This is a genomic window from Ruegeria sp. P8, assembly GCF_056534665.1.
In genome coordinates, this window is record NZ_JBQERC010000002.1 from 325,675 (window position 1) to 345,813 (window position 20,139).

20 protein-coding genes and 1 tRNA gene are annotated in these 20,139 nt (G+C 57.0%); 13 read left to right on the top strand and 8 right to left on the bottom strand.

Going from position 1 to position 20,139, the window contains the following annotated elements:
- Positions 1-41: 41 nt before the first annotated feature.
- The 6 genes from ACR0BZ_RS05000 to lexA all read left to right on the top strand — a co-directional run bounded on the left by ACR0BZ_RS05000 (position 42) and on the right by lexA (position 4,867).
- Positions 42-623 carry an anthranilate synthase component II gene (locus tag ACR0BZ_RS05000; RefSeq protein WP_480472961.1) on the top strand — a complete coding sequence of 194 codons (582 nt, stop codon included), beginning with the start codon at positions 42-44 and terminating at the stop codon, positions 621-623.
- Positions 620-1,639: an anthranilate phosphoribosyltransferase gene (gene trpD / locus ACR0BZ_RS05005; RefSeq protein ID WP_480919604.1), complete on the top strand. Its 1,020-nt coding sequence runs from the start codon at positions 620-622 to the stop codon at positions 1,637-1,639. Before ACR0BZ_RS05000 ends, trpD begins: the two co-directional genes overlap by 4 nt.
- The gene (gene trpC / locus ACR0BZ_RS05010) at positions 1,636-2,448 is read left to right on the top strand and encodes an indole-3-glycerol phosphate synthase TrpC (RefSeq protein ID WP_480919605.1); all 813 of its coding nucleotides are present in this window, start codon (positions 1,636-1,638) and stop codon (positions 2,446-2,448) included. The genes trpD and trpC overlap by 4 nt, the downstream gene beginning before the upstream one ends.
- Positions 2,448-2,921: a cyclic pyranopterin monophosphate synthase MoaC gene (gene moaC / locus ACR0BZ_RS05015; protein ID WP_480919606.1), complete on the top strand. Its 474-nt coding sequence runs from the start codon at positions 2,448-2,450 to the stop codon at positions 2,919-2,921. Before trpC ends, moaC begins: the two co-directional genes overlap by 1 nt.
- Complete coding sequence (locus tag ACR0BZ_RS05020; RefSeq protein ID WP_480919607.1) at positions 2,918-4,090, top strand: molybdopterin molybdotransferase MoeA; 1,173 nt, start codon at positions 2,918-2,920, stop codon at positions 4,088-4,090. The genes moaC and ACR0BZ_RS05020 overlap by 4 nt, the downstream gene beginning before the upstream one ends.
- Before the next feature lie 78 nt (positions 4,091-4,168).
- Complete coding sequence (gene lexA, locus ACR0BZ_RS05025) at positions 4,169-4,867, top strand: transcriptional repressor LexA (RefSeq protein WP_480919608.1); 699 nt, start codon at positions 4,169-4,171, stop codon at positions 4,865-4,867.
- Here the strand turns inward: lexA and ACR0BZ_RS05030 are convergent.
- On the bottom strand, positions 4,864-6,909 hold the full coding sequence (locus ACR0BZ_RS05030; RefSeq protein WP_480919609.1) for a ComEC/Rec2 family competence protein: 2,046 nt from the start codon (positions 6,907-6,909) through the stop codon (positions 4,864-4,866). The two genes, lexA and ACR0BZ_RS05030, sit on opposite strands and share 4 nt — an antisense overlap.
- A 78-nt stretch (positions 6,910-6,987) precedes the next feature.
- On the opposite strand from ACR0BZ_RS05030, the gene gltX reads away from it, so the two are divergent.
- Together gltX and gltA are read left to right on the top strand one after the other, a co-directional pair.
- Complete coding sequence (gltX, locus tag ACR0BZ_RS05035) at positions 6,988-8,388, top strand: glutamate--tRNA ligase (RefSeq protein ID WP_480919750.1); 1,401 nt, start codon at positions 6,988-6,990, stop codon at positions 8,386-8,388.
- A 121-nt stretch (positions 8,389-8,509) separates the two neighbouring features.
- Positions 8,510-9,805 (top strand): citrate synthase, encoded by a 1,296-nt coding sequence (gene gltA, locus ACR0BZ_RS05040; RefSeq protein ID WP_480485519.1) that lies wholly within the window; start codon positions 8,510-8,512, stop codon positions 9,803-9,805.
- 93 nt (positions 9,806-9,898) lie between these two features.
- On the opposite strand, the gene ACR0BZ_RS05045 is transcribed toward gltA, so the two are convergent.
- Together ACR0BZ_RS05045 and ACR0BZ_RS05050 are read right to left on the bottom strand one after the other, a co-directional pair.
- Positions 9,899-10,966 (bottom strand): PA0069 family radical SAM protein, encoded by a 1,068-nt coding sequence (locus tag ACR0BZ_RS05045; RefSeq protein ID WP_480919610.1) that lies wholly within the window; start codon positions 10,964-10,966, stop codon positions 9,899-9,901.
- Positions 10,963-11,238 (bottom strand): hypothetical protein, encoded by a 276-nt coding sequence (locus ACR0BZ_RS05050; protein ID WP_480919611.1) that lies wholly within the window; start codon positions 11,236-11,238, stop codon positions 10,963-10,965. The genes ACR0BZ_RS05045 and ACR0BZ_RS05050 overlap by 4 nt, the downstream gene beginning before the upstream one ends.
- On the opposite strand from ACR0BZ_RS05050, the gene ACR0BZ_RS05055 reads away from it, so the two are divergent.
- The 3 genes from ACR0BZ_RS05055 to ACR0BZ_RS05065 all read left to right on the top strand — a co-directional run bounded on the left by ACR0BZ_RS05055 (position 11,237) and on the right by ACR0BZ_RS05065 (position 13,856).
- On the top strand, positions 11,237-11,935 hold the full coding sequence (locus ACR0BZ_RS05055; RefSeq protein ID WP_209503809.1) for a corrinoid protein: 699 nt from the start codon (positions 11,237-11,239) through the stop codon (positions 11,933-11,935). The two genes, ACR0BZ_RS05050 and ACR0BZ_RS05055, sit on opposite strands and share 2 nt — an antisense overlap.
- A gap of 146 nt (positions 11,936-12,081) precedes the next feature.
- On the top strand, positions 12,082-13,119 hold the full coding sequence (locus tag ACR0BZ_RS05060; protein ID WP_480919612.1) for a Hint domain-containing protein: 1,038 nt from the start codon (positions 12,082-12,084) through the stop codon (positions 13,117-13,119).
- Between the two features lie 77 nt (positions 13,120-13,196).
- Complete coding sequence (locus tag ACR0BZ_RS05065; protein WP_480919613.1) at positions 13,197-13,856, top strand: DUF1638 domain-containing protein; 660 nt, start codon at positions 13,197-13,199, stop codon at positions 13,854-13,856.
- A 2-nt stretch (positions 13,857-13,858) separates the two neighbouring features.
- Here ACR0BZ_RS05065 and ACR0BZ_RS05070 read toward each other — a convergent pair whose 3' ends face one another.
- A complete protein-coding gene (locus tag ACR0BZ_RS05070) occupies positions 13,859-14,269 on the bottom strand; it encodes a SufE family protein (protein WP_267367543.1) in 411 nt (136 codons plus the stop codon).
- A gap of 138 nt (positions 14,270-14,407) precedes the next feature.
- On the opposite strand from ACR0BZ_RS05070, the gene ACR0BZ_RS05075 reads away from it, so the two are divergent.
- A complete protein-coding gene (locus tag ACR0BZ_RS05075) occupies positions 14,408-14,938 on the top strand; it encodes a hypothetical protein (protein ID WP_480919614.1) in 531 nt (176 codons plus the stop codon).
- A 6-nt stretch (positions 14,939-14,944) separates the two neighbouring features.
- On the opposite strand, the gene rnd is transcribed toward ACR0BZ_RS05075, so the two are convergent.
- The 3 genes from rnd to purM all read right to left on the bottom strand — a co-directional run bounded on the left by rnd (position 14,945) and on the right by purM (position 17,856).
- Positions 14,945-16,102 carry a ribonuclease D gene (rnd, locus tag ACR0BZ_RS05080; RefSeq protein ID WP_209503804.1) on the bottom strand — a complete coding sequence of 386 codons (1,158 nt, stop codon included), beginning with the start codon at positions 16,100-16,102 and terminating at the stop codon, positions 14,945-14,947.
- Positions 16,103-16,216: 114 nt separating this feature from the next.
- Positions 16,217-16,813, bottom strand: coding sequence for a phosphoribosylglycinamide formyltransferase (purN, locus tag ACR0BZ_RS05085; RefSeq protein WP_480919615.1), 597 nt, complete (start codon positions 16,811-16,813; stop codon positions 16,217-16,219).
- Entirely contained in the window at positions 16,810-17,856 is a 1,047-nt protein-coding gene (gene purM, locus ACR0BZ_RS05090) for a phosphoribosylformylglycinamidine cyclo-ligase (RefSeq protein ID WP_480919616.1), read from the bottom strand. Before purM ends, purN begins: the two co-directional genes overlap by 4 nt.
- 107 nt (positions 17,857-17,963) lie before the next feature.
- Between purM and ACR0BZ_RS05095 the strand changes: the two genes are divergently transcribed.
- Positions 17,964-18,040: transfer RNA gene (locus ACR0BZ_RS05095), tRNA-Ile, on the top strand.
- Between the two features lie 763 nt (positions 18,041-18,803).
- Here the strand turns inward: ACR0BZ_RS05095 and ACR0BZ_RS05100 are convergent.
- On the bottom strand, positions 18,804-20,123 hold the full coding sequence (locus ACR0BZ_RS05100) for an ATP-binding protein (protein ID WP_480919617.1): 1,320 nt from the start codon (positions 20,121-20,123) through the stop codon (positions 18,804-18,806).
- Between the last annotated feature and the right edge of the window lie 16 nt (positions 20,124-20,139).

Below are 20,139 nucleotides of genomic sequence, written 5' to 3' on the forward strand. Positions count from 1 at the left end.
CATCGCCAGCCCGAAATGCCCAAGCGAAGATAAGTGCCCATATGCTGCTGCTGATCGACAACTACGACTCGTTTACCTACAATTTGGTACATTATTTGGGCGAACTTGGTGCCGAAATGGTCATTCGCCGCAATGATGCGCTGGATGTACAGGAAGCAATGGCCATGAACCCGGCTGGCATCTTGCTAAGCCCCGGCCCCTGCGACCCGGATCAGGCGGGCATCTGTCTGGCTCTGACCGAAGCCGCGGCCGAGACCAAAACGCCCCTTTTGGGGGTTTGTCTCGGGCATCAGACCATCGGACAGGCTTTCGGTGGCAAGGTTGTTAGATGCCACGAAATTGTGCATGGCAAGATGGGCATCATGCATCACACCGGGAAAGGCGTCTTTGCTGGCCTTCCGTCGCCCTTTGAAGCCACACGCTACCATTCGCTGGTGGTCGAGCGCGAGACGCTGCCCGACTGTCTTGAGATCACAGCCGAGCTGGAAGACGGCACGATCATGGGGCTGCAACACAAGGAACTGCCTATTCACGGTGTTCAGTTCCACCCTGAATCGATTGCGTCCGAGCATGGTCACGCCCTTCTCAAGAATTTCCTGCAAGAACTGAAAGTCCCCGCATGAGCGACGCGCTGAAACCGCTGATCGGAGCAGCCGCCGATCGTCCGCTGACCCGTAAAGAGGCCGAGACTGCCTTTGGCATCCTGTTCAACGGCGAAGCCACGCCAAGCCAGATCGGCGGGCTGTTGATGGCCATGCGCACAAGGGGGGAAACGGTTGATGAATATGCCGCGGCCGCGGCTGTCATGCGCGCCAAATGCAATGCCGTCCGGGCGCCTGAAGGGGCGATCGACATCGTTGGCACGGGCGGGGACGGAAAAGGCACCCTAAACATCTCGACCGCGACTGCATTTGTCGTCGCAGGCGCTGGTGTGACAGTCGCCAAACACGGCAACCGCAACCTAAGCTCCAAATCCGGTGCAGCGGACGCATTGGGGCAAATGGGTATCAACGTTATGGTTGGCCCGCAAGTTGTTGAAAGTGCTCTGAAAGATGTCGGAATCGGTTTCATGATGGCACCGATGCATCACCCGGCCATTGCGCATGTTATGCCTTCGCGGCAGGAACTGGGAACGCGCACGATTTTCAATATCCTGGGCCCGCTGACCAACCCTGCTGGCGTCAAACGGCAATTGACCGGCGCCTTTAGCCGCGAGTTGATCCGCCCCATGGCTGAAACACTAGGCTTGCTGGGGTCAGACCGCGCGTGGTTGGTACACGGATCGGACGGGACTGACGAGTTGACGATCACCGGTATCAGCTGGGTCGCCGCTTTGGAGGATGACGTGATCAAAGAGGTCGAGTTGCACCCCGAGGATGCTGGCCTGCCTGTGCACCCTTTCGAAGACATCCTCGGCGGAACCCCTGAAGAGAACGCCATCGCATTTCGTGCGCTGCTGGACGGTGCTCGGTCAGCGTATCGTGATGCCGTGTTGCTGAACTCTGCCGCCGCGTTGGTTGTCGCTGATGTGGCAAGTGATCTGCGCGAAGGTGTGGCCATGGCCGCCGCGAGCATCGACAGCGGTGAAGCCAAAAACAAAATCACGGCCTTGGCCGCCAAGACTCAGGAGGCCGCATGACCGAAACTGTTCTGGACAAGATCAAAGCCTACAAACTGGAAGAAATCGCAGCAGACAAGGCTCAGAAGTCCTTGGAAACTCTGGAAAGTGAAGCACGCGCCGCTTCGGAAACCCGCGGGTTTGCCGCAGCTCTTCAAGCTGCGTCCCGGCAAGGTTACGGCCTGATTGCCGAGGTCAAGAAAGCCAGCCCCTCCAAGGGTTTGATCCGGCCAGATTTTGATCCGCCTGCCTTGGCCAAGGCCTATGAAGAAGGCGGTGCTACGTGTTTGTCCGTGCTCACCGACACGCCGAGCTTTCAGGGTGCCAAGGAATATCTAACACAAGCGCGTAACGCGACATCTCTGCCCGCTTTGCGCAAGGATTTCATGTATGACCCTTATCAGGTGGTCGAGGCACGTGCTTTGGAAGCCGACTGTATTCTGATCATCATGGCATCCGTCAGCGATGATCAGGCAGCCGAGTTGGAACAGACCGCTTTTGATTGGGAGATGGATGTTCTGATTGAGGTGCACGACCAAGCCGAGCTTGAACGCGCAGCCCAACTGAAAAGCCCATTGATTGGCATTAATAACCGCAATCTCAAGACTTTCGAGACCACTCTTGATACAACACGACGCCTGTCCAAACTGGTACCGGCAGACCGTACTATCGTGTGTGAAAGCGGGTTGGGCAGCCCGGAAGATTTGCGGGATATTGCGCGCTATGGCGCCCGGTGCTTTTTGATCGGCGAAAGCCTGATGCGCCAGGACGATGTCGAAGCGGCCACCCGCCACATCCTGTCCAATCCGCTTATCCCCGGAGTGATGTGATGCCGCTGACCCATTTCGATGCTCAAGGTCAGGCGCACATGGTCGACGTCTCGGGCAAAGAGGTCACAGATCGCATAGCCGTAGCTGTAGGTCACGTGAAGATGGCGCCGGAAACCTTTGAAATCATTTCAGAACAACGCGCAGCAAAGGGCGATGTTTTGGGCGTTGCCCGCCTGGCCGGTATCATGGGTGCAAAGAAGACACCGGATCTGATCCCGCTCTGCCATCCTTTGCCGGTGACCAAGGTTGCCGTTGAACTGACCCTCGACCCGGATCTGCCGGGTGTTCAGATCGAAGCGACAGTCAAGACGTCAGGTCAAACCGGAGTTGAAATGGAGGCCCTGACCGCCGTTTCCACCGCAGCCTTGACTGTGTACGATATGACCAAGGCCGTCGACAAAGCGATGGAAATTGGCGGCATTCATGTAAGCCTCAAAGACGGCGGAAAATCAGGACGTTACGAGGCGAAATGATTACTGTCGAAGAAGCGCGCGCCCTGCTGTTCGATCTTGTCAGCCCTCTACCTTCGGAACAGGTTCCTCTGGCCCAGTCTGCGGGACGTGTTCTGTCACACGAGGTTGTGGCAACGCGCGACCAGCCTCCTTTCGCCGCATCATCGATGGATGGCTATGCCGTCAAAGCCGACGAAGTCGAGCTTCATGCCATGTTCAAAGTGGTGGGAGAATCCGCCGCGGGCCGTCGTTTCGACGGCTCAGTAGGCCCCGGTCAGGCCGTACGTATCTTTACCGGCGCTCCGGTTCCCGAGGGTGCAGACTTCGTTGTGATTCAGGAAGATACCGACCGGCGTGGCGATCTGATCACGATCACAGACGACCCCGGCCCCAAAACGAACATCCGCCCTGCCGGTGTGGATTTTATGGCAGGCACGCCCATCACGGCACCGCGTATGATCCGCGCCGAAGACGTTGCCCTGATGGCTGCGATGAATATCGCGCAGGTCCCGGTTTCTGGAAAACCCGTGATTGCCCTGATCTCGACCGGCGACGAACTTGTTATGCCCGGCGAAGAACCGGGACCGGACCAGATTATCGCGTCGAACACGTTTGGATTGCGGGCATTGCTTGAGGGGCTCGGTGCTGTGGTTCGTGTCCTTCCGATTGCACGGGACACGGTTTCATCGCTTGAGACTGCGTTTGATCTGGCGCGAGGGGCCGATCTCGTCGTGACGATTGGCGGTGCGTCGGTTGGTGACTACGACCTTGTGTCTGATGTATCGCAGGGTTTGGGGATGGATCGGTCTTTCTACAAGATCCGAATGCGCCCCGGAAAACCCCTGATGGCTGGTCGCATGGGTGGCACCGCGATGGTCGGACTTCCTGGGAACCCGGTCAGCGCGATGGTCTGTGGCTATCTGTTCCTTGCCCCGATGGTGCGCCGGATGCTGGGGTTGGAATTGGTTCTGCCGCCCTTTCGGTCTGCCCACTTGACCGAACCACTGACAGAAAACGGCCCGCGCGAGCATTACATGCGCGCGGTTCTGGGCGAAACGGGTATCCGGGCCTGTGCAGATCAGGACAGCTCTCTCCTTAGCGTTCTGGCGCAGGCAAACGCCCTTTTGGTCCGTCCCCCGAACGATCCCGCCCGCAAGACCGGGGAAACGGTTCAGTACCTGCCGATCTGAACTTCTCCCAAATTCATTGACACAAAACGTGAACATGCGTAGAACAAAAGAAAACGCATGAGCGACGAGGTGTGAGCAATGCTGACCAAGAAGCAATTGGATTTGTTGAAATTCATCCAAAAACGCGTGCAGGCGGACGGTGTTCCGCCCAGTTTCGATGAAATGAAGGCCGCGCTTGACCTGCGGTCGAAATCCGGCATCCACAGGCTTATCACTGCACTGGAGGAACGTGGCTTTATTCGTCGCCTCGCGCATCGTGCCCGCGCGATTGAAATTGTGAAACTTCCCGAAAGCCTTGGCGGCGAACCAACTGCCGGTTTTTCACCCCGCGTGATCGAGGGTGACAGGCCCAAGGGCCCCCGCCCGACCAATATTGAGCCGGTTGCGGTGGATGCGCTGGAATTGCCGGTGATGGGTCGGATCGCGGCGGGTGTCCCCATTGAGGCGATCAGCCATGTGTCCCATCACGTAGCGGTCCCCGGCCCCATGGTTTCCGGAAAAGGCCAGCACTATGCGCTAGAGGTTCGCGGCGACTCGATGATCGACGCGGGCATCAATGACGGGGATGTGGTCGTCATCCGCGAAACCGCGACTGCTGATAACGGTGATATCGTGGTTGCACTGGTAGAAGATCAGGAAGCGACGCTGAAACGCTTTTTCCGCCGCGGCAACGCTATTGCACTCGAAGCGGCCAACCCGGCTTATGAGACGCGCATTCTTCCCGAAGAAATGGTCAAGGTTCAGGGTCGCCTAGTCGGTCTGATCCGCACCTATTAATCCTGCTTCAAACGACGGTCCCCGGCGGGCTTCGGGGACCAGAGCCGTTGGCCTGTCAGTTCTGCGCTAGAAGTCAGTTTTCCGTCCGACAATGACAGGCTGCCGGTTTCGCTCAGATCATCCGGATCGAAGACGGCGCACGCACCCGCAAGGGACAGCGCGACCGTCGAAACAATGATCTGGTTGCCTTCGCATTCGTCAAACTTGCGCGCAGCCCTTTTGCCCGAGATATGGATAATTTCCTTGTCCTGATAAGTGTACCGCTGAACGGTGCTGCTATCCGGCCATCTGCCTGCTGCCGCGATCTGATCCGCGCCGTCACCGTCATTCTCCAGCCAGACTCTGGCAACAAACCCACTGCCTTTGCTTTTACTCAGGGCCCGGCCCTGAGGGGTCATTACACCGACCAACCCTCCGTTTTCTGCAATCAGAACATCTGGCCTGTGGCCCGAGTTCCAAAGCACAAATGACAGAATGACGGGCCCGACCCCGTACCAATGCGCGCGCCCTTGCCACAAGGCCAGCCACAAAGCCCCAACAGCAACAAGTGGCAATACATACCAGGGCGGACTGACTACAAAACCCTGAGCACCGCCCAGATGAGACACCCAGTTTGAAACCCCAAGGATCCAATGCAACGCCCAGCCCATAACGGTCAGCGGAAAAGCCTCCAACCCAAATGGGGCCGCCAGTGCGGCGACAACTGCCGCAGGTACAACAACAAGGCCCATCACGGGCACGGACAGCAGATTCGCCAGCAATCCATAGTGAGACATCGTATTGAAATGCGCAGCGCCAATTGGGGCCGTGGCAAGCCCGGCCATCGCCGAGGACATAACCACGCCAGCAATCGGCTTTAACCAATTCGGGCCCGGTAACGGACCCACCTTTTGCAATGCGCCGAAGACGGCGACCAAGGCTGTCGTTGCTGCAAAGGACATCTGAAACCCCGGGCTCAGCAGCGACTCGGGCCAAAGAACCAGAACGATCAGCGCAGCAACAGAAACCGCACGCAACGAGATCGCACGCCTGTCGATCAACACGGCCCCCAGCATGACACTGACCATGACATAGGCGCGTTCGGTTGCGATATTCCCGCCGGACAACAGTAAATAAAGCGTTGCCGCGATCAGCGCGAACACAGCCGCAACTTTTCGAACAGGTAGCCTCAATGCCACGTAGGGGATCAGTGACAAACCAATGCGACAGGCCACAAAAACAAAACCCGTCAGTAACCCCATGTGAAGCCCGGAAATGGCAAGCAAATGCGCCAGGTTCGACGCGCGCAGGGACAAGAGCGTCTCTTGCCCCATACCACTGCGATCACCTGTGGTGACGGCAGCAGCAAACCCACCGATTTCTCCGGGCAGGATTTGTTTCACTCGCCGCGATATCGCCATTCGGATTGCGGTAATCCGAACACCGCCAATACCGTCTTTGGCTGGCGCAATCGTCAAAACAGGAACGCGGGTATACCCGACTGCACCCAGCCCCTGAAACCAGGCATGGCGACGAAAATCGAACCCTCCAGGTTCAACCGGGCCCTGCGGCGGCGAAAGATGCGCTGTGGTCATGATCCGTTGCCCAGGCGCAAATGGGTCTGTCGCGCCATGAACAGAAAGACGGATGCGTCGCGGCCTGCGCTCATTCGGTACGCCCCCTACGCGCACCTGATCGAGCGTCAACCGCAACGCATCCGAGGCAGACCGATCCATGGCGACGACCCTCCCCTCGACAGGGCCATAGTACCGCCAGGACAGAACCGGTTCTGCCACCATATGGGCGCGAGTACCTGCCAGTATGACACCGACCGCAATCAGCGCCCCCCCGGTCGCTAACGTTCCCACCCCCGGTGGCAGCCGGCGGCTTAAGGCAAAAAGAGCCAGGAACAAGCAAAACAGACCTGCGTATACCGGCCAGCCGGGCTCGCTCCGGGCACCGAAATAGAGACCGATCCCCGTTGCCAGCATGACTGGCGTCCACGGAAACAGGTACCCTGTCTGGTGCAGCAGCGCGGCCTCGACCCGTGCAAGAACACGCATGGTTGCCCCCGTCCTTCGGGCTCGTTAGACAGGCGTCAAACTATGCCAGATACGGTTACCAAAAGGTTAATCCTCAACATGTCCGAACAGGTCGTCACACGTTTTGCCCCCTCGCCCACAGGTTTTCTGCACATCGGTGGCGCGCGCACCGCATTGTTCAACTGGCTTTACGCCCGCGGACGTGGTGGAAAGTTCCTGCTGCGGATCGAAGACACCGACCGGGAACGCTCGACCCCCGAGGCGACCGCCGCGATCCTTCAGGGCATGGAATGGCTGGGACTGGATCATGATGGCGATGTAATCAGCCAGTTCGAAGGAGCTGCCCGGCATGCTGAAGTCGCGCACCAGCTTCTGGCCGAGGGAAAGGCATATAAATGCTTCTCGACGCAGGACGAAATTGCCGCCTTTCGGGAACAGGCACGGGCCGAAGGCAAGTCGACCCTGTTCCGCAGCCCCTGGCGTGACGCTGATCCTTCAGCACATCCCGACCTGCCATTTGTCGTTCGCATCAAGGCTCCGCAAGACGGCACAACAGTGATCCGCGATCAGGTTCAGGGCAACGTGACCATTCGCAACGACCAACTGGATGACATGGTTTTGCTGCGTTCCGACGGGACACCGGTCTACATGCTGGCGGTGGTGGTCGACGATCATGATATGGGTGTTACCCATGTCATTCGCGGCGACGATCACCTCAATAACGCGGCGCGCCAGATGATGATTTACGAGGCGATGGGCTGGGATGTTCCGGTCTGGGCCCATATTCCGCTGATCCACGGGCCAGACGGTAAGAAACTGTCCAAACGCCATGGCGCGCTTGGCGCGCAGGAATATCAGGCCATGGGCTATCCCGCCGCTGGAATGCGCAACTATCTGGCCCGCTTGGGCTGGAGTCATGGTGACGATGAATTCTTTACGGATGCACAGGCAAAGGACTGGTTTGATCTGAACGGCATCGGCAAAAGCCCTGCCCGGTTTGACCTGAAAAAATTGGAAAACCTGTGTGGTCAACACATCGCCATCTCTGATGATGCTGCGCTGCGGCGTGAAATCGAAGCGTACTTGGCCGCAGCCGCTTTACCGCCCCTGACAGATTCACAATCCAGTGATTTGGAACGTGCGATGTATTGCCTCAAGGATCGGGCACGGACTTTTCCTGAACTCCTTGAAAAGGCTCATTTTGTTCTGGCAGGTCGCCCGATTGTTCCCGACGGGAAAGCGGCAAAGGCGCTGGCATCTGTATCCGACGGTATACTGGGAGAATTGACGCCGCAGCTGCAAAATGCTAGCTGGTCTCGGAACGAACTGGAGGAGACCCTGAATTCCTTTGCCGAGTCAAAGGAGCTCACGTTCGGCAAGCTGGCTGGCCCGCTCAGGGCCGCGTTGGCTGGTCAGGCCGTCACGCCTTCGGTTTTTGACATGATGCTTGTGCTGGGACGGGATGAAACCCTGGCGCGGCTTTCAGAAGCAGCGAAGTAACCCGAATTTCATAAACGGGTAACGCTGCTCCGCTAACACCCGGACTGCGCGAAAGCGCGCAGTCGTTGCCCGCACTGCCCGAGGTTCCTTTGGCGTGCGCATGAATGAAGAAGGGATACCCATGACTGACAGCAACAAGACAGCCACTCTGACCGTTCACGGCAAAGAGTATGAGTTGCCGGTTCATTCCCCGACCGCCGGTCCGGATGTCATTGATATTCGAAAGCTTTACGGTCAGGCAGGTGTATTCACCTATGACCCCGGTTTCACTTCGACAGCAAGCTGCGACAGCACCATAACCTTTATCGATGGTGAAAAAGGCGAGTTGCTGCACCGCGGCTATCCAATCGACCAACTGGCCGAAAAATCGCACTTTCTTGAGGTCTGCTACCTGCTGCTCTACGGAGAGTTGCCGGTCGCAAAAGATCTGGAGAAATTCGAAACCACAATCACCCGCCACACCATGCTGCATGAGCAGATGCAGTATTTCTACCGTGGTTTCCGCCGCGACGCGCACCCGATGGCCATCATGGTCGGTGTTGTCGGCGCAATGTCGGCCTTCTATCACGATTCGACCGATATCGCGGACCCGCACCAGCGCGAGGTCGCCTCGCATCGCCTGATCGCCAAAATGCCGACAATCGCAGCATGGGCTTTCAAATACCACACAGGGCAGCCCTTCGTGTATCCGCGCAATGACTTGGACTATGCGTCGAACTTCCTGCGCATGTGTTTCAGCGTTCCCGCCGAAGAATATGAGGTCAACCCGATCCTCAGCCGCGCGATGGACCGTATCTTCACGCTTCACGCGGACCACGAGCAGAATGCGTCAACGTCTACCGTGCGTTTGGCATCGTCATCGGGCGCAAATCCGTTTGCATGCATCGCCGCTGGCATTGCCTGCTTGTGGGGACCGTCCCATGGTGGCGCCAACCAGGCATGTCTGGAGATGTTGGAAGAGATCGGTACCGTTGATCGCATTCCCGAATTCATCGCCCGCGCCAAAGACAAGAACGACCCGTTCCGCCTGATGGGCTTTGGCCACCGCGTGTACAAAAACTTTGACCCACGGGCCAAGGTGATGAAGCAGTCGGCCGACGAGGTTCTGGATCTACTGGGCATTGAAGACAACCCGAAACTGCAGGTCGCTAAAGAGCTGGAACGCGAAGCGCTGGAAGACCCGTATTTCGCCGACAAAAAGCTGTTCCCGAACGTTGACTTCTATTCGGGCATCATCCTCGAGGCGATGGGTTTCCCGACCTCAATGTTCACACCAATCTTCGCACTTTCACGGACCGTTGGCTGGGTAAGCCAGTGGAAAGAGATGATTGAAGATCCACAGAACAAGATCGGCCGTCCGCGTCAGCTGTATCTGGGTGAGACGCTGCGCGACTACGTGGACATCGAAAACCGCTGAGCCGTTTGAGTTCGCAATCAATCCAGAAGGCCCCGGTTTAACCGGGGTCTTTTGCTTTCGATACTGAAGCAGCGGACGGTTCGGCGTTTGGTTTCAGAACAAGCTCATTTGATCCCCGGGTTGCGGCGGAACTGCAAACCGGTCGCATCGTAACGGAGCGGATTTGATCGAAAGCCCCAGTCTTTTGCAGGTTTTAGCAAACCTCAGGGCGATGAGCTCGGCGTACTCCCCCTCACCCCGCATCCTGTGCCCCCAGCGTGGATCATAGTCGCGCCCGCCATGCATTTCACGCAGCTTGGACATGACCTTTTCTGCACGGGCGGGTTCATGCTCTGCCAGCCAGTCCTGCCAAAGCTGAGAGACTTCGCGGGGTAATCGCAACATGATCCAGCTTGCCGCATCTGCGCCCGCCTCTTTTCCAGCGTTCAACAGGTTCTCCAACTCATGATCTGTCAGCCCAGGCACAATAGGCGAGGTCATTACGCGAACCGGAACGCCCGCATCGGTCAACGCTCTGATCGTCTGCAACCGACGCGCCGGAGACGGTGCGCGGGGCTCCATCCGCCGGGACAGACCTGCATCCAGCGTGGTGAGCGATATACCAACCCGCGCCAATCCCCGGCTAGCCATGTCAGCCAGAATATCCAGATCACGCTCGATCAATGTTCCTTTGGACACGATTGCGACCGGGTGGTTGAATTCTTGCAAGACCTCAAGGCACGACCTTGTAATCAGGCGGTTTTTTTCGATGGGCTGGTAAGGGTCAGTGTTTGTCCCGATCGCGAGCGTGGCGACCTTGTAGGACTTCGCCGACAGTTCCTGGCGCAGAACAACGCTCATGTTGGGGCGCGCAACAAGGCGGGTTTCGAAATCCAGTCCTGCGGACAAGCCCAGATAGGCGTGGCTTGGTCTGGCGAAACAATAGACACAGCCATGCTCACACCCCCGATATGGGTTGATCGAACGATCAAAAGGCAAATCAGGTGAACGGTTAAAGGTGATGGCACTGCGCGCCACCTCATCCCGCGTCTCGGTTCGCAAGGGCGGCAAGTCTTCATCGATGTCCCACCCGTCATCAACAGCCTGCGTTGCAAACCGTTCAAACCGCCCGGTCGAATTGGACGTCACCCCCCTTGATTTGATGATATGCCCGATGCTCACGGCACATTTGTTCCCATTTTGTTCTTATCGCACGATAAGCCTGAAACGAATCCTGTGCAAGCCAGCACCGCGAAGAAACCGGGAAGCATTGATGAAAAATAAACAGGATAATATTGCAGACTTTTCAATCGAGCCGGTGCCATTTTTGGCATATAGGTCGGTCCCGAAACGACCAACGTCGCAATCGTCACAGTCAGAATGCGACGTTTTGGCCAAAACGGAAAAAATGCCACCACGGGCCGATGGCCCGCCCAGCACAGGGAATACCCCATGTCCGACGAAGAAGATATCGTCCTGTCCGAACTGAATGATGACGAACTGGTCGATCAGATGTTCGACGATCTCTATGACGGATTGAAAGAAGAGATCGAAGAAGGCACCAATATCCTGCTGGAACGCGGATGGACGCCGTATGACATCCTGACCAAAGCTCTGGTTGGCGGCATGACCATTGTGGGCCATGACTTCCGCGACGGCATTCTGTTCGTTCCCGAGGTTCTGCTGGCAGCCAACGCGATGAAAGGCGGCATGTCGATACTCAAGCCGCTGCTGGCCGAAACCGGTGCTCCGCGTGTTGGCAAGATGGTCATCGGCACCGTGAAGGGTGACATCCACGATATCGGCAAGAACCTTGTGTCGATGATGATGGAAGGTGCAGGATTCGAGGTTGTCGATCTGGGAATCAACAACCCGGTCGAGAATTACCTGGAAGCACTGGAAACAGAACAACCCGACATTCTGGGCATGTCCGCCCTGCTGACCACCACGATGCCTTACATGAAAGTCGTTATCGACACCCTGGTCGAACAGGGCGTGCGCGATGACTACATTGTTCTGGTCGGTGGCGCGCCGCTGAATGAAGAGTTCGGCAAAGCCATCGGTGCAGACGCCTACTGCCGTGACGCTGCTGTTGCAGTGGAAACCGCCAAGGATTTCGTGGGCCGCAAACATAACCAACTGGCTGGCTAAGACCACTCAGGTTTTTCTTGAAAGGCCGTCCATTTTGGGCGGTCTTTTTCGTTTTGTTGCACCGCCTCCGTCCTTAGGCGTCTTGATTATCCGTTTATAAACGAAAGTGCGGTTAAAAACCGAAACGTCCAAGTTTCGGGGGTTCCGTGCCGCAGTCTTTCACAGCCATTTCGTTGGGTAAACTTGCCGATATCGATCATGTTGAGGGCAATTACGTCGCTGAAAACGCCTCCGCGCTTATTGGGCAAACCTTCGGTCACACGGACGCGCCATTATCGCACAACAGCGTGACATGGAGCGCCGTAGGAAACCCCGGCTCTGCCTATGACATGAACAACATGTCTGCCAATGATCGGTTTTCGATCGACGGCGGCGCGCCGCAAACCTTTGATGGCACATCAGTTTACCACGCCACCGTCACTTATTTCGACGGCACAAGTGCAAACATTACTGCCGTTGTCGCGCAGGATGTGGATGGCAACACATATCTGGTGCCAGAGTTCTCGGACAACGCAGATCAGGCCGCTCTGGAAGCGGGGCCTATACACTCGATCACCTTCAACAGTCTTGCCGGTAATCGGTATTCGGGACTGGTGTCAAGCCGCGAGGACTGGGATCTGGTCCCGTGCTTTACCTCCGGCACGCTGATCAGAACACGGAAGGGAGAACGCCCGGTAGAAACGCTGCGTCCCGGCGACCGGGTTGAAACCCTTGACCACGGGTTTCAAACGGTGCGTTGGGCCGGGCAACGGCGGGTTCAGGCCGCAGGCACGTTCGCGCCGGTTCTGTTCAAGGCAGGCGCATTTGGAAACGCACGCGACCTTCTGGTGTCGCAGCAACACAGGATGCTGCTCCGGAACTGGCGCCTGGAACTGCATACCGGCCAAAACGAAGCACTGGCCCCCGCCAAACACCTGATCAACGGACATGACATCATCCTCAAACCCGGCGGGGTCGTAACCTATATTCATCTGCTGTTTGATCAGCATGAGTTGCTCTGGTCGGAAGGCTGCCTGAGCGAGAGCTTTCATCCCGGCGCCCAAAGCTGGAACGCACTTGATCGGTCGGCCCGACAGGAGATCCTATCCTTGTTTCCCGAGTTATCGAAGCAAGGGATCGCCGCCTACGGCCCGCCCGCGCGGCCTCTGTTATCGGCATTCGAAACACGAACGTCGGCAGCCTGACACGAGATGTCGGAAGAAGGCTTGCCTGCAAGCTGTTTTCATTCTCTTGTGCCATGAGCCCATAAGGATGCCGATCCATGCCAAGCGATACGTTACCAGATTATGCAAGCCTGACGACCAAAGGCTATGACGGCGTGCAAAACGCAAGCATCCTGCTGATCGCCTGTGGGGCTCTTGCGCGCGAAATTCTGGATATCAAAACGCGCAACGGCTGGGATCACATGGCGCTGACCTGCCTGCCTGCAATCCTGCATGTTCACCCGGAACGGATCACACAAGCAGTTGAAGACACCGTGGCCAAACACCGCGACAGGTTCGGAAAAATCTATGTGGTTTACGCCGATTGCGGAACCGGAGGTCTGCTGCAATCCGCTTGTGAAAAACTGGGCGTCGAGATGATAAAAGGCCCTCATTGCTATTCGTTCTTCGAAGGCAATCAGGCCTTTCAGGAACGCGGCGAGGACGAAACAACTGCCTTCTACCTGACTGATTTTCTGGCCCGCCAGTTCGACGCATTTGTCTGGAAACCACTGGGTCTGGATCGCCACCCGGAACTGCGGGACATGTATTTCGGCAATTACACCAAACTGATTTATCAGGCCCAGATCGACGATCCGAAACTGACCGAACGCGCACGGGAATGCGCGGACCGCATGGGATTGGCGTTCGAACGGCGTTTCACCGGCTACGGCGATCTGGAAACCACTTTGTCAGACTGGGCAAACCGCCCCGAGTGACCTCAGGCGTTTTCCTGCGCGACCTGGCGGATGCGTTCAATCATGGCCCGCAGACCATTGGACCGCTGCGCTGACAGATGATCGTTCAAGCCCAATCGGGCCAGTTCCGCTGCCGCATCGACCTGCGGCACCTCGGACACCGGCAGCCCGTTGTATAGGGACCGAAGCACGGCGATCAGCCCGCGAACGATCAGTGCATCACTGTCGCCATCAAACTTGAACACGCCTGCTTCGATCATCGGGTGCAGCCAGACCTGACTGGCGCAGCCGTGAACCTTTGTCGCCGGAACTTTCAACGCGTCATCCAAAGGCTCCATCGCCTTGCCCTGTTCGATGACATGGCGATACCGGTCTTCCCAGTCTTCGAGAAACTCGAAATCCTCGACAATGTCTTCAAAGGCAGGCGTGGCCATGGCGCAGTGATCCTTTCGTTGAAATCACAATGTGACCTATGCCGACGACCACCTGCTGTCCAGCCCCAGCTGTGGCTTTTCAACGCGAAGAATATACGCTAACCCATTGTCTGAATTCGTGTGAAAAGCAGTGGGTCCATGCAAAAGTCTCTGTCCGTTCTTATCATCGCCATGCTGACCCTGACTGCCTGCGGCAGCTGGCGCGACTCGCGGGTGAATCCGTCAAACTGGTTTGGCTCCAGCAAGTCTGTGAAGTCTGAAACACCGCCGGACCCAAATGCCGCCGATGCGTTGGTTCCCAAGACAAGAGAGGGAAGCGGCCTGTTTTCGCGCCCAGATGCCGAAGACACCAGTGTTCCAATCGCCAAAATCGATGAGCTGCGGATCGAGCCAATACCGTCAGGCGCGATCATTTATTCCTCTGGCACCGCGCTTCGGCAGGGCGCCTATAACGCACGCTTGGTTTCCGTTAATTCAGAAGAAAACAAAGAAAAGGGGATTCTGGAATTTGTATTCCGCGTGAATTACCCCAACTCAGAGACCCCACAAGGATCTGAACGCACAAGAATGGTGTCGGATGCAATAAATGTCTCGACTCAGGATCTTGAAGGCATTCGCCTGATCCGAGTCGTCGGGCAACAGAACACCTTGGAATCGCGGCGGCGGTAATCGCCGCTAAAGCGAGACGACCTTGACCGCCTGCCCTTTGGCCGCCAGCGCGATTTTTCCCTCGCACAGTTTCAGCGCGTCTTCACCAAAGACCTCGTAACGCCAACCTGACATCGCGGGCAATTCTCGCTCGCCTGCGGCAATCTGGTCCAGTTCGGAACTTGTTGCGATCAGTTTGGCCGCAACGCCCGAACTTTCGGTTTTGGATTTCAGCAGAACCCTAAGCAAGTCAGCCAAAGCCGGGTTGACCTTGAGATTGTCGCGGGAATTGTCGATCTTCGGCAGATTTTCCTGAGGACAATTCACGCCCTTCGTCACCGCAGCAAGAATACCTTCGGCAATCGGGCCTTTGCGCGCCTCGCGCAGCAAAAGCCTAGACGCACCGAGATCGGCGATTGTTTTAGGCTTGGTCGACGCCAGTTCGACCAAGGCGTCATCCTTAAAGACCCGGTTGCGCGGCACGTTATGCTCCTGCGCATACCCTTCGCGAAACTGCGCCAACTCACGTACGACGGCCAGGAACTTAGCCGAGTTCGTTCGCGTTTTGACCCGCTTCCACGCCTCTTCGGGACGGATATCATACGTGGCAGGCTGCGTCAGTGTACGCAACTCTTCAGCCACCCAGTGGTTACGCATCGTTTTATTGAGTTCCGCAGCGAGGTGTTCATAGATTCTGCGCAGATGCGTCACATCTGCCAATGCATACGTTTTCTGGGCTTCCGTCAAAGGACGACGGGACCAATCGGTGAACCGCGACGTCTTGTCCACGCCCTGCTTGCAGATTTTCCGCACCAGCGTCTCATAGCCGACCTGCTCACCAAACCCGCAGACCATTGCGGCGACCTGTGTGTCGAACAACGGGTTGGGGAACACACCCGCCTCGACCCAGAATATCTCAAGATCCTGACGCGCGGCGTGGAACACCTTGACCACGTTCTCGTTTCGGAAAAGCTCATACAGAGGTTCGAGGGACAGGCCATCCACTAACGGATCGACCAGAACCGCGCTGTCTTCATCATCAGAGGGAACCGCCAGTTGCACGAGGCACAGTTTCGAATAATAGGTCCGCTCGCGCAGAAACTCGGTATCGACTGTGATATATGGATAGCTTGCGGCCGCCTTGCAGAAATCGGCCAGTTCTTGCGTCGTCGTCAGAGTTTTCATGCGCCGTACTAGTTTTGCTCTTGCTCTTGTGAGTGCCCGTAATATCCCTCGCCCCCAAGCGATACCGACGACCATAGGACGATTTTCAGGCGAGTGTAAATCACCCTCGAAACCTCACTGCATGAGAACGGGTGACCTGTTGCCTTCAGCAAAGCGGCGCAGCACCGCTGGATAAAGTTCATGTTCCCGGATCAGAACTTTTGAAGCCAGAGTTTCCGGGGTATCCGCTGGTTCGATATCCACCCGTGCCTGACCCAGAATTGGGCCATCATCCAGAGCCGCCGTCACCTCATGAACCGAACATCCATGTTCCGCATCACCCGCTTCAATTGCGCGCGCGTGGGTATGTAACCCCTTGTATTTGGGCAGCAATGACGGATGGATATTCAACAGTCGCCCCTGAAAGCGCGTTACGAAATCCGCGGTCAGGACCCGCATGAACCCGGCCAGACAGACAATATCCGGCCGCGCCTCTTCCAAGGGTTTCAGCAACTCAGCCTCAAAGGCTGCGCGATTGCCCTTGAATGGCCGGTGATCAACCACTGCGGTCGGAATGCCACGGTCCGCAGCTTTTTTCAGCCCGCCCGCCTGCGCATTGTTGGACAGAACCAAACAGGGCCGCGCCGGATGATCACCGGTCATGCTGTCGACAAGCGACACCATGTTGGACCCGCCCCCCGAAATCAGGATCGCGACGCGCTTGGGGCTCACAACAGTTTGCCCGAATAGGCAACTCCGGGGGTTTCGGTGACAGTGCCGATCCGCGACACCGTCTCGCCTGCCTCGGCCAGCAAGGTCGAAAGCTGATCGGCCTTATCCGGATCGCACACGATGATCAGACCGATGCCACAGTTGAAGGTCTTGAGCATCTCAGCTTCCGCTATACCGCCAATCTGCGCCATCCAGCTGAAAACAGACGGCAATTGCCAGCTGTCCAGATCAATCTGGGCGCCCAACCCTTCCGGCAATACGCGCGGCAGGTTCTCGGTCAGACCGCCACCGGTGATATGGGCCAGTGCGTGAACTCCACCTTCGCGGATCGCGGACAGGGCCGGTTTGACATAAAGGCGCGTTGGCGTAAGCAGCGCCTCGCCCAGCGAACCTTCACCAAAGGGGCACGGTGCACCCCAACCCAGACCAGACAGTTCGACGAGTTTACGGACCAGTGAATACCCGTTGGAATGCACTCCGTTCGAGGCCAGACCAAGCAACACGTCCCCCGCCTGCACTCCGGAAGGCAGGTCAGCGCCGCGTTCCATTGCCCCGACCGAAAAGCCGGCCAGATCGAAATCGCCATCGGGGTACATGCCGGGCATCTCGGCAGTTTCGCCACCAATCAGAGCACAGCCGGATTGCGCACACCCTTCGGCAATTCCTTCAATGATCCGCGCGGCTGTATCTGTGTTCAGCTTGCCTGTCGCGAAATAGTCGAGAAAAAACAGGGGCTCGGCCCCCTGACAGATCAGGTCATTGACACACATGGCCACCAGATCGATGCCAACCCCGTCCACGACGCCGGTATCGATCGCAATTCGCAGTTTTGTACCAACCCCGTCCGTGGCACCAACCAGAATGGGATCCTGATACCCGGCAGCCTTCAGATCGAACAGTGCGCCGAAACCGCCCAGACCGCTCATCACGCCGGGGCGGTTGGTTCGCTTTGCTGCGGGCTTGATCCGGTCAACCAGAGCATTGCCCGCGTCAATATCCACGCCTGCATCGGCATAGGTGATTCCGTTCTTGCCCGCTGTCATGGCCAGTTCCTTTTGAATGCTTTGCGGGCGGGTTATTCGATTGTGGCGTTTGTTGCAACGGTCAGGCTTGACGCGGCTGTTCACCGTGATACGCAATGCGCCTAGGCGGGCCTGTAGCTCAATTGGTTAGAGCAGAGCGCTCATAACGCTTTGGTTGGGGGTTCGAGTCCCTCCGGGCCTACCACCGCCGCGCAACACGTTGAAATATATAATTTTTAATCTAATTTCACTCTGGCTAACTCGAATTTGTTAGCCAAAACACTTATAACTTACTGAAATCACTTAATTGTTGCAGTCCATTCGGGACTTCCATCGGCACTTCACTTCGGCTTCCTACCACAATTTCTACCTTGCGTGGATTTTTTCGATGAATAGAAATCTTTGGGTTGCGCTCTGTATTCGAAGATGTTCTTGTGCCACTGTCAGCCGTGCATCTGGTCCAAAAGACCTGTAATCGCGGATGGGAACCCCCGCTGGTGCTTCTCAGGCCTACCAGCGGGGGTTTTCTCGTTTTTTCTCTGCAGTTTGACGGTGTACCTAATTGTGAAACTATAGCCGAGCGTGGTTAGCCAACCCTCTGAATTTCTAGTTGTTGCAGTAACAGACTTTTACGCGAGGTTAGCCATCGTAAGTATTTGATTTATCCGCAACACCTCTTCCCCTCCGGGCCTACCAAATCACCGCCACGTGCCTTGAACACCCCGCACATCCCACTGGTTTTGTTTGCGTTTTTGAAAACAAGCATTCATCCTGACCTGTGCAACCAGTCCATATGCAGTTCGAATTCAAAGGCATTGGTCCAGTTCGCAGATTTCCAGTTTCGATTTAATCGCCATGGGATGACAGGTCTTGCGGTAAAACCTCCGAAATCATTTCGCGAGAAATCCAGCGCCTCGGCTCAGAATATCGTCATGTTGGCGCGGCTTTGAACCGGTGAAGGTGTCAGTTTACCGGCCAATTATGATATCGGCGCACAAACCACCCAAGCGTTCACTTTTGGCCAATCGCAGAGTGCCACCATGGGCGCGCGCAACGTCCGCCACGATCGCCAACCCCAAACCCACGCCACTACCCTGATTCTGATTGCGCGCAGGGTCGAGCCGCGTAAATGGTTTGACCGCCTCTGTGCGCTGCTCTGCGGGAATTCCAGGGCCATCATCTTCAACACGGATGCGCAATGACTTGGTGTTCAGTGACAGGCTGACCTCGGCCCGGCTGCCGTAGCGCACGGCATTGCCGATGAGGTTTTCGACGGCCCGACGAACAGCCATGGGGCGCAGCATTGCCGTTCCCTGCCCCTCGACAGCGACCAATTCGGCTGGATGCCCGGCTCGCGTCGCGTCATCTACAATCTGTCGAACAAACTCAGCCGGGTTGATTTCCTCGGGCGATCCTTCGGACGCTCCGCGTGAGAATTCGAGGAATGCATCAACCAAGGACTGCATTTCCGCCACGTCCTGTAGCAAAGGTCGTGCCTCATCCTCGGGCAACATTGCCAGTCCAAGTTTCAGGCGCGTCAGAGGCGTACGCAGGTCATGACTGACGCCGGACAACATCAGCGTCCGTTGTTCGATCTGACGTTCGATCCGTGATCGCATATCCAGAAACGCATTCCCCGCCGCGCGTACTTCGATGGCACCGCCCGGGGAGTACGGTACGCTCCGCCCTCGTCCAAACGCCTGCGCCGCATCGGCCAGCCGTGTGATGGGGCGCAACTGGTTTCGCATGTACAAAAATGAAATCGAAGTCATGATGATCGCGAAAAACAGCATCGTCACGATCAACTGATGCGGCGCCGCTGGCGACAATCTGCGCCGGTCGAATGTCAGTTCCAGCACCCCTAGATGCGTATCCAGGTACAAACGCGCTTCGCGGCTGCTTGGCAACGCAACAGCACTCAGCTCCGGCAGCCTTGCGCGAAGCTCGGCCTCGACCTGCGGTGCTATGAAGTCGTACCACCGTGGGCGATCTAATTTGGGAGTTTCGTTGGGGGGCAGAAATTTGGCCTGCATTTCCAGCGCCAGAAGATCCGGGCGCACTTCGGCCAATGCCTGGTGCTGCGTCTCGGCCCCATCCATCATGGTGGTGATCAGCATCACTTCCCTTGAGGCTGCGCGAGTCATCTGGTCAGTGACATCTTCCAGATGCTTTTGAAGAAAAGCAACTCCAACGACCAGAAGCAGCACGATCACAGGAAGAACCAGAATCAATGCTGCCCGGGCGTAAAGGCTGCGTGGCATATAGGGTTTGAGCCAGTGCGTGGACATGCGCTAAACCTAGCGG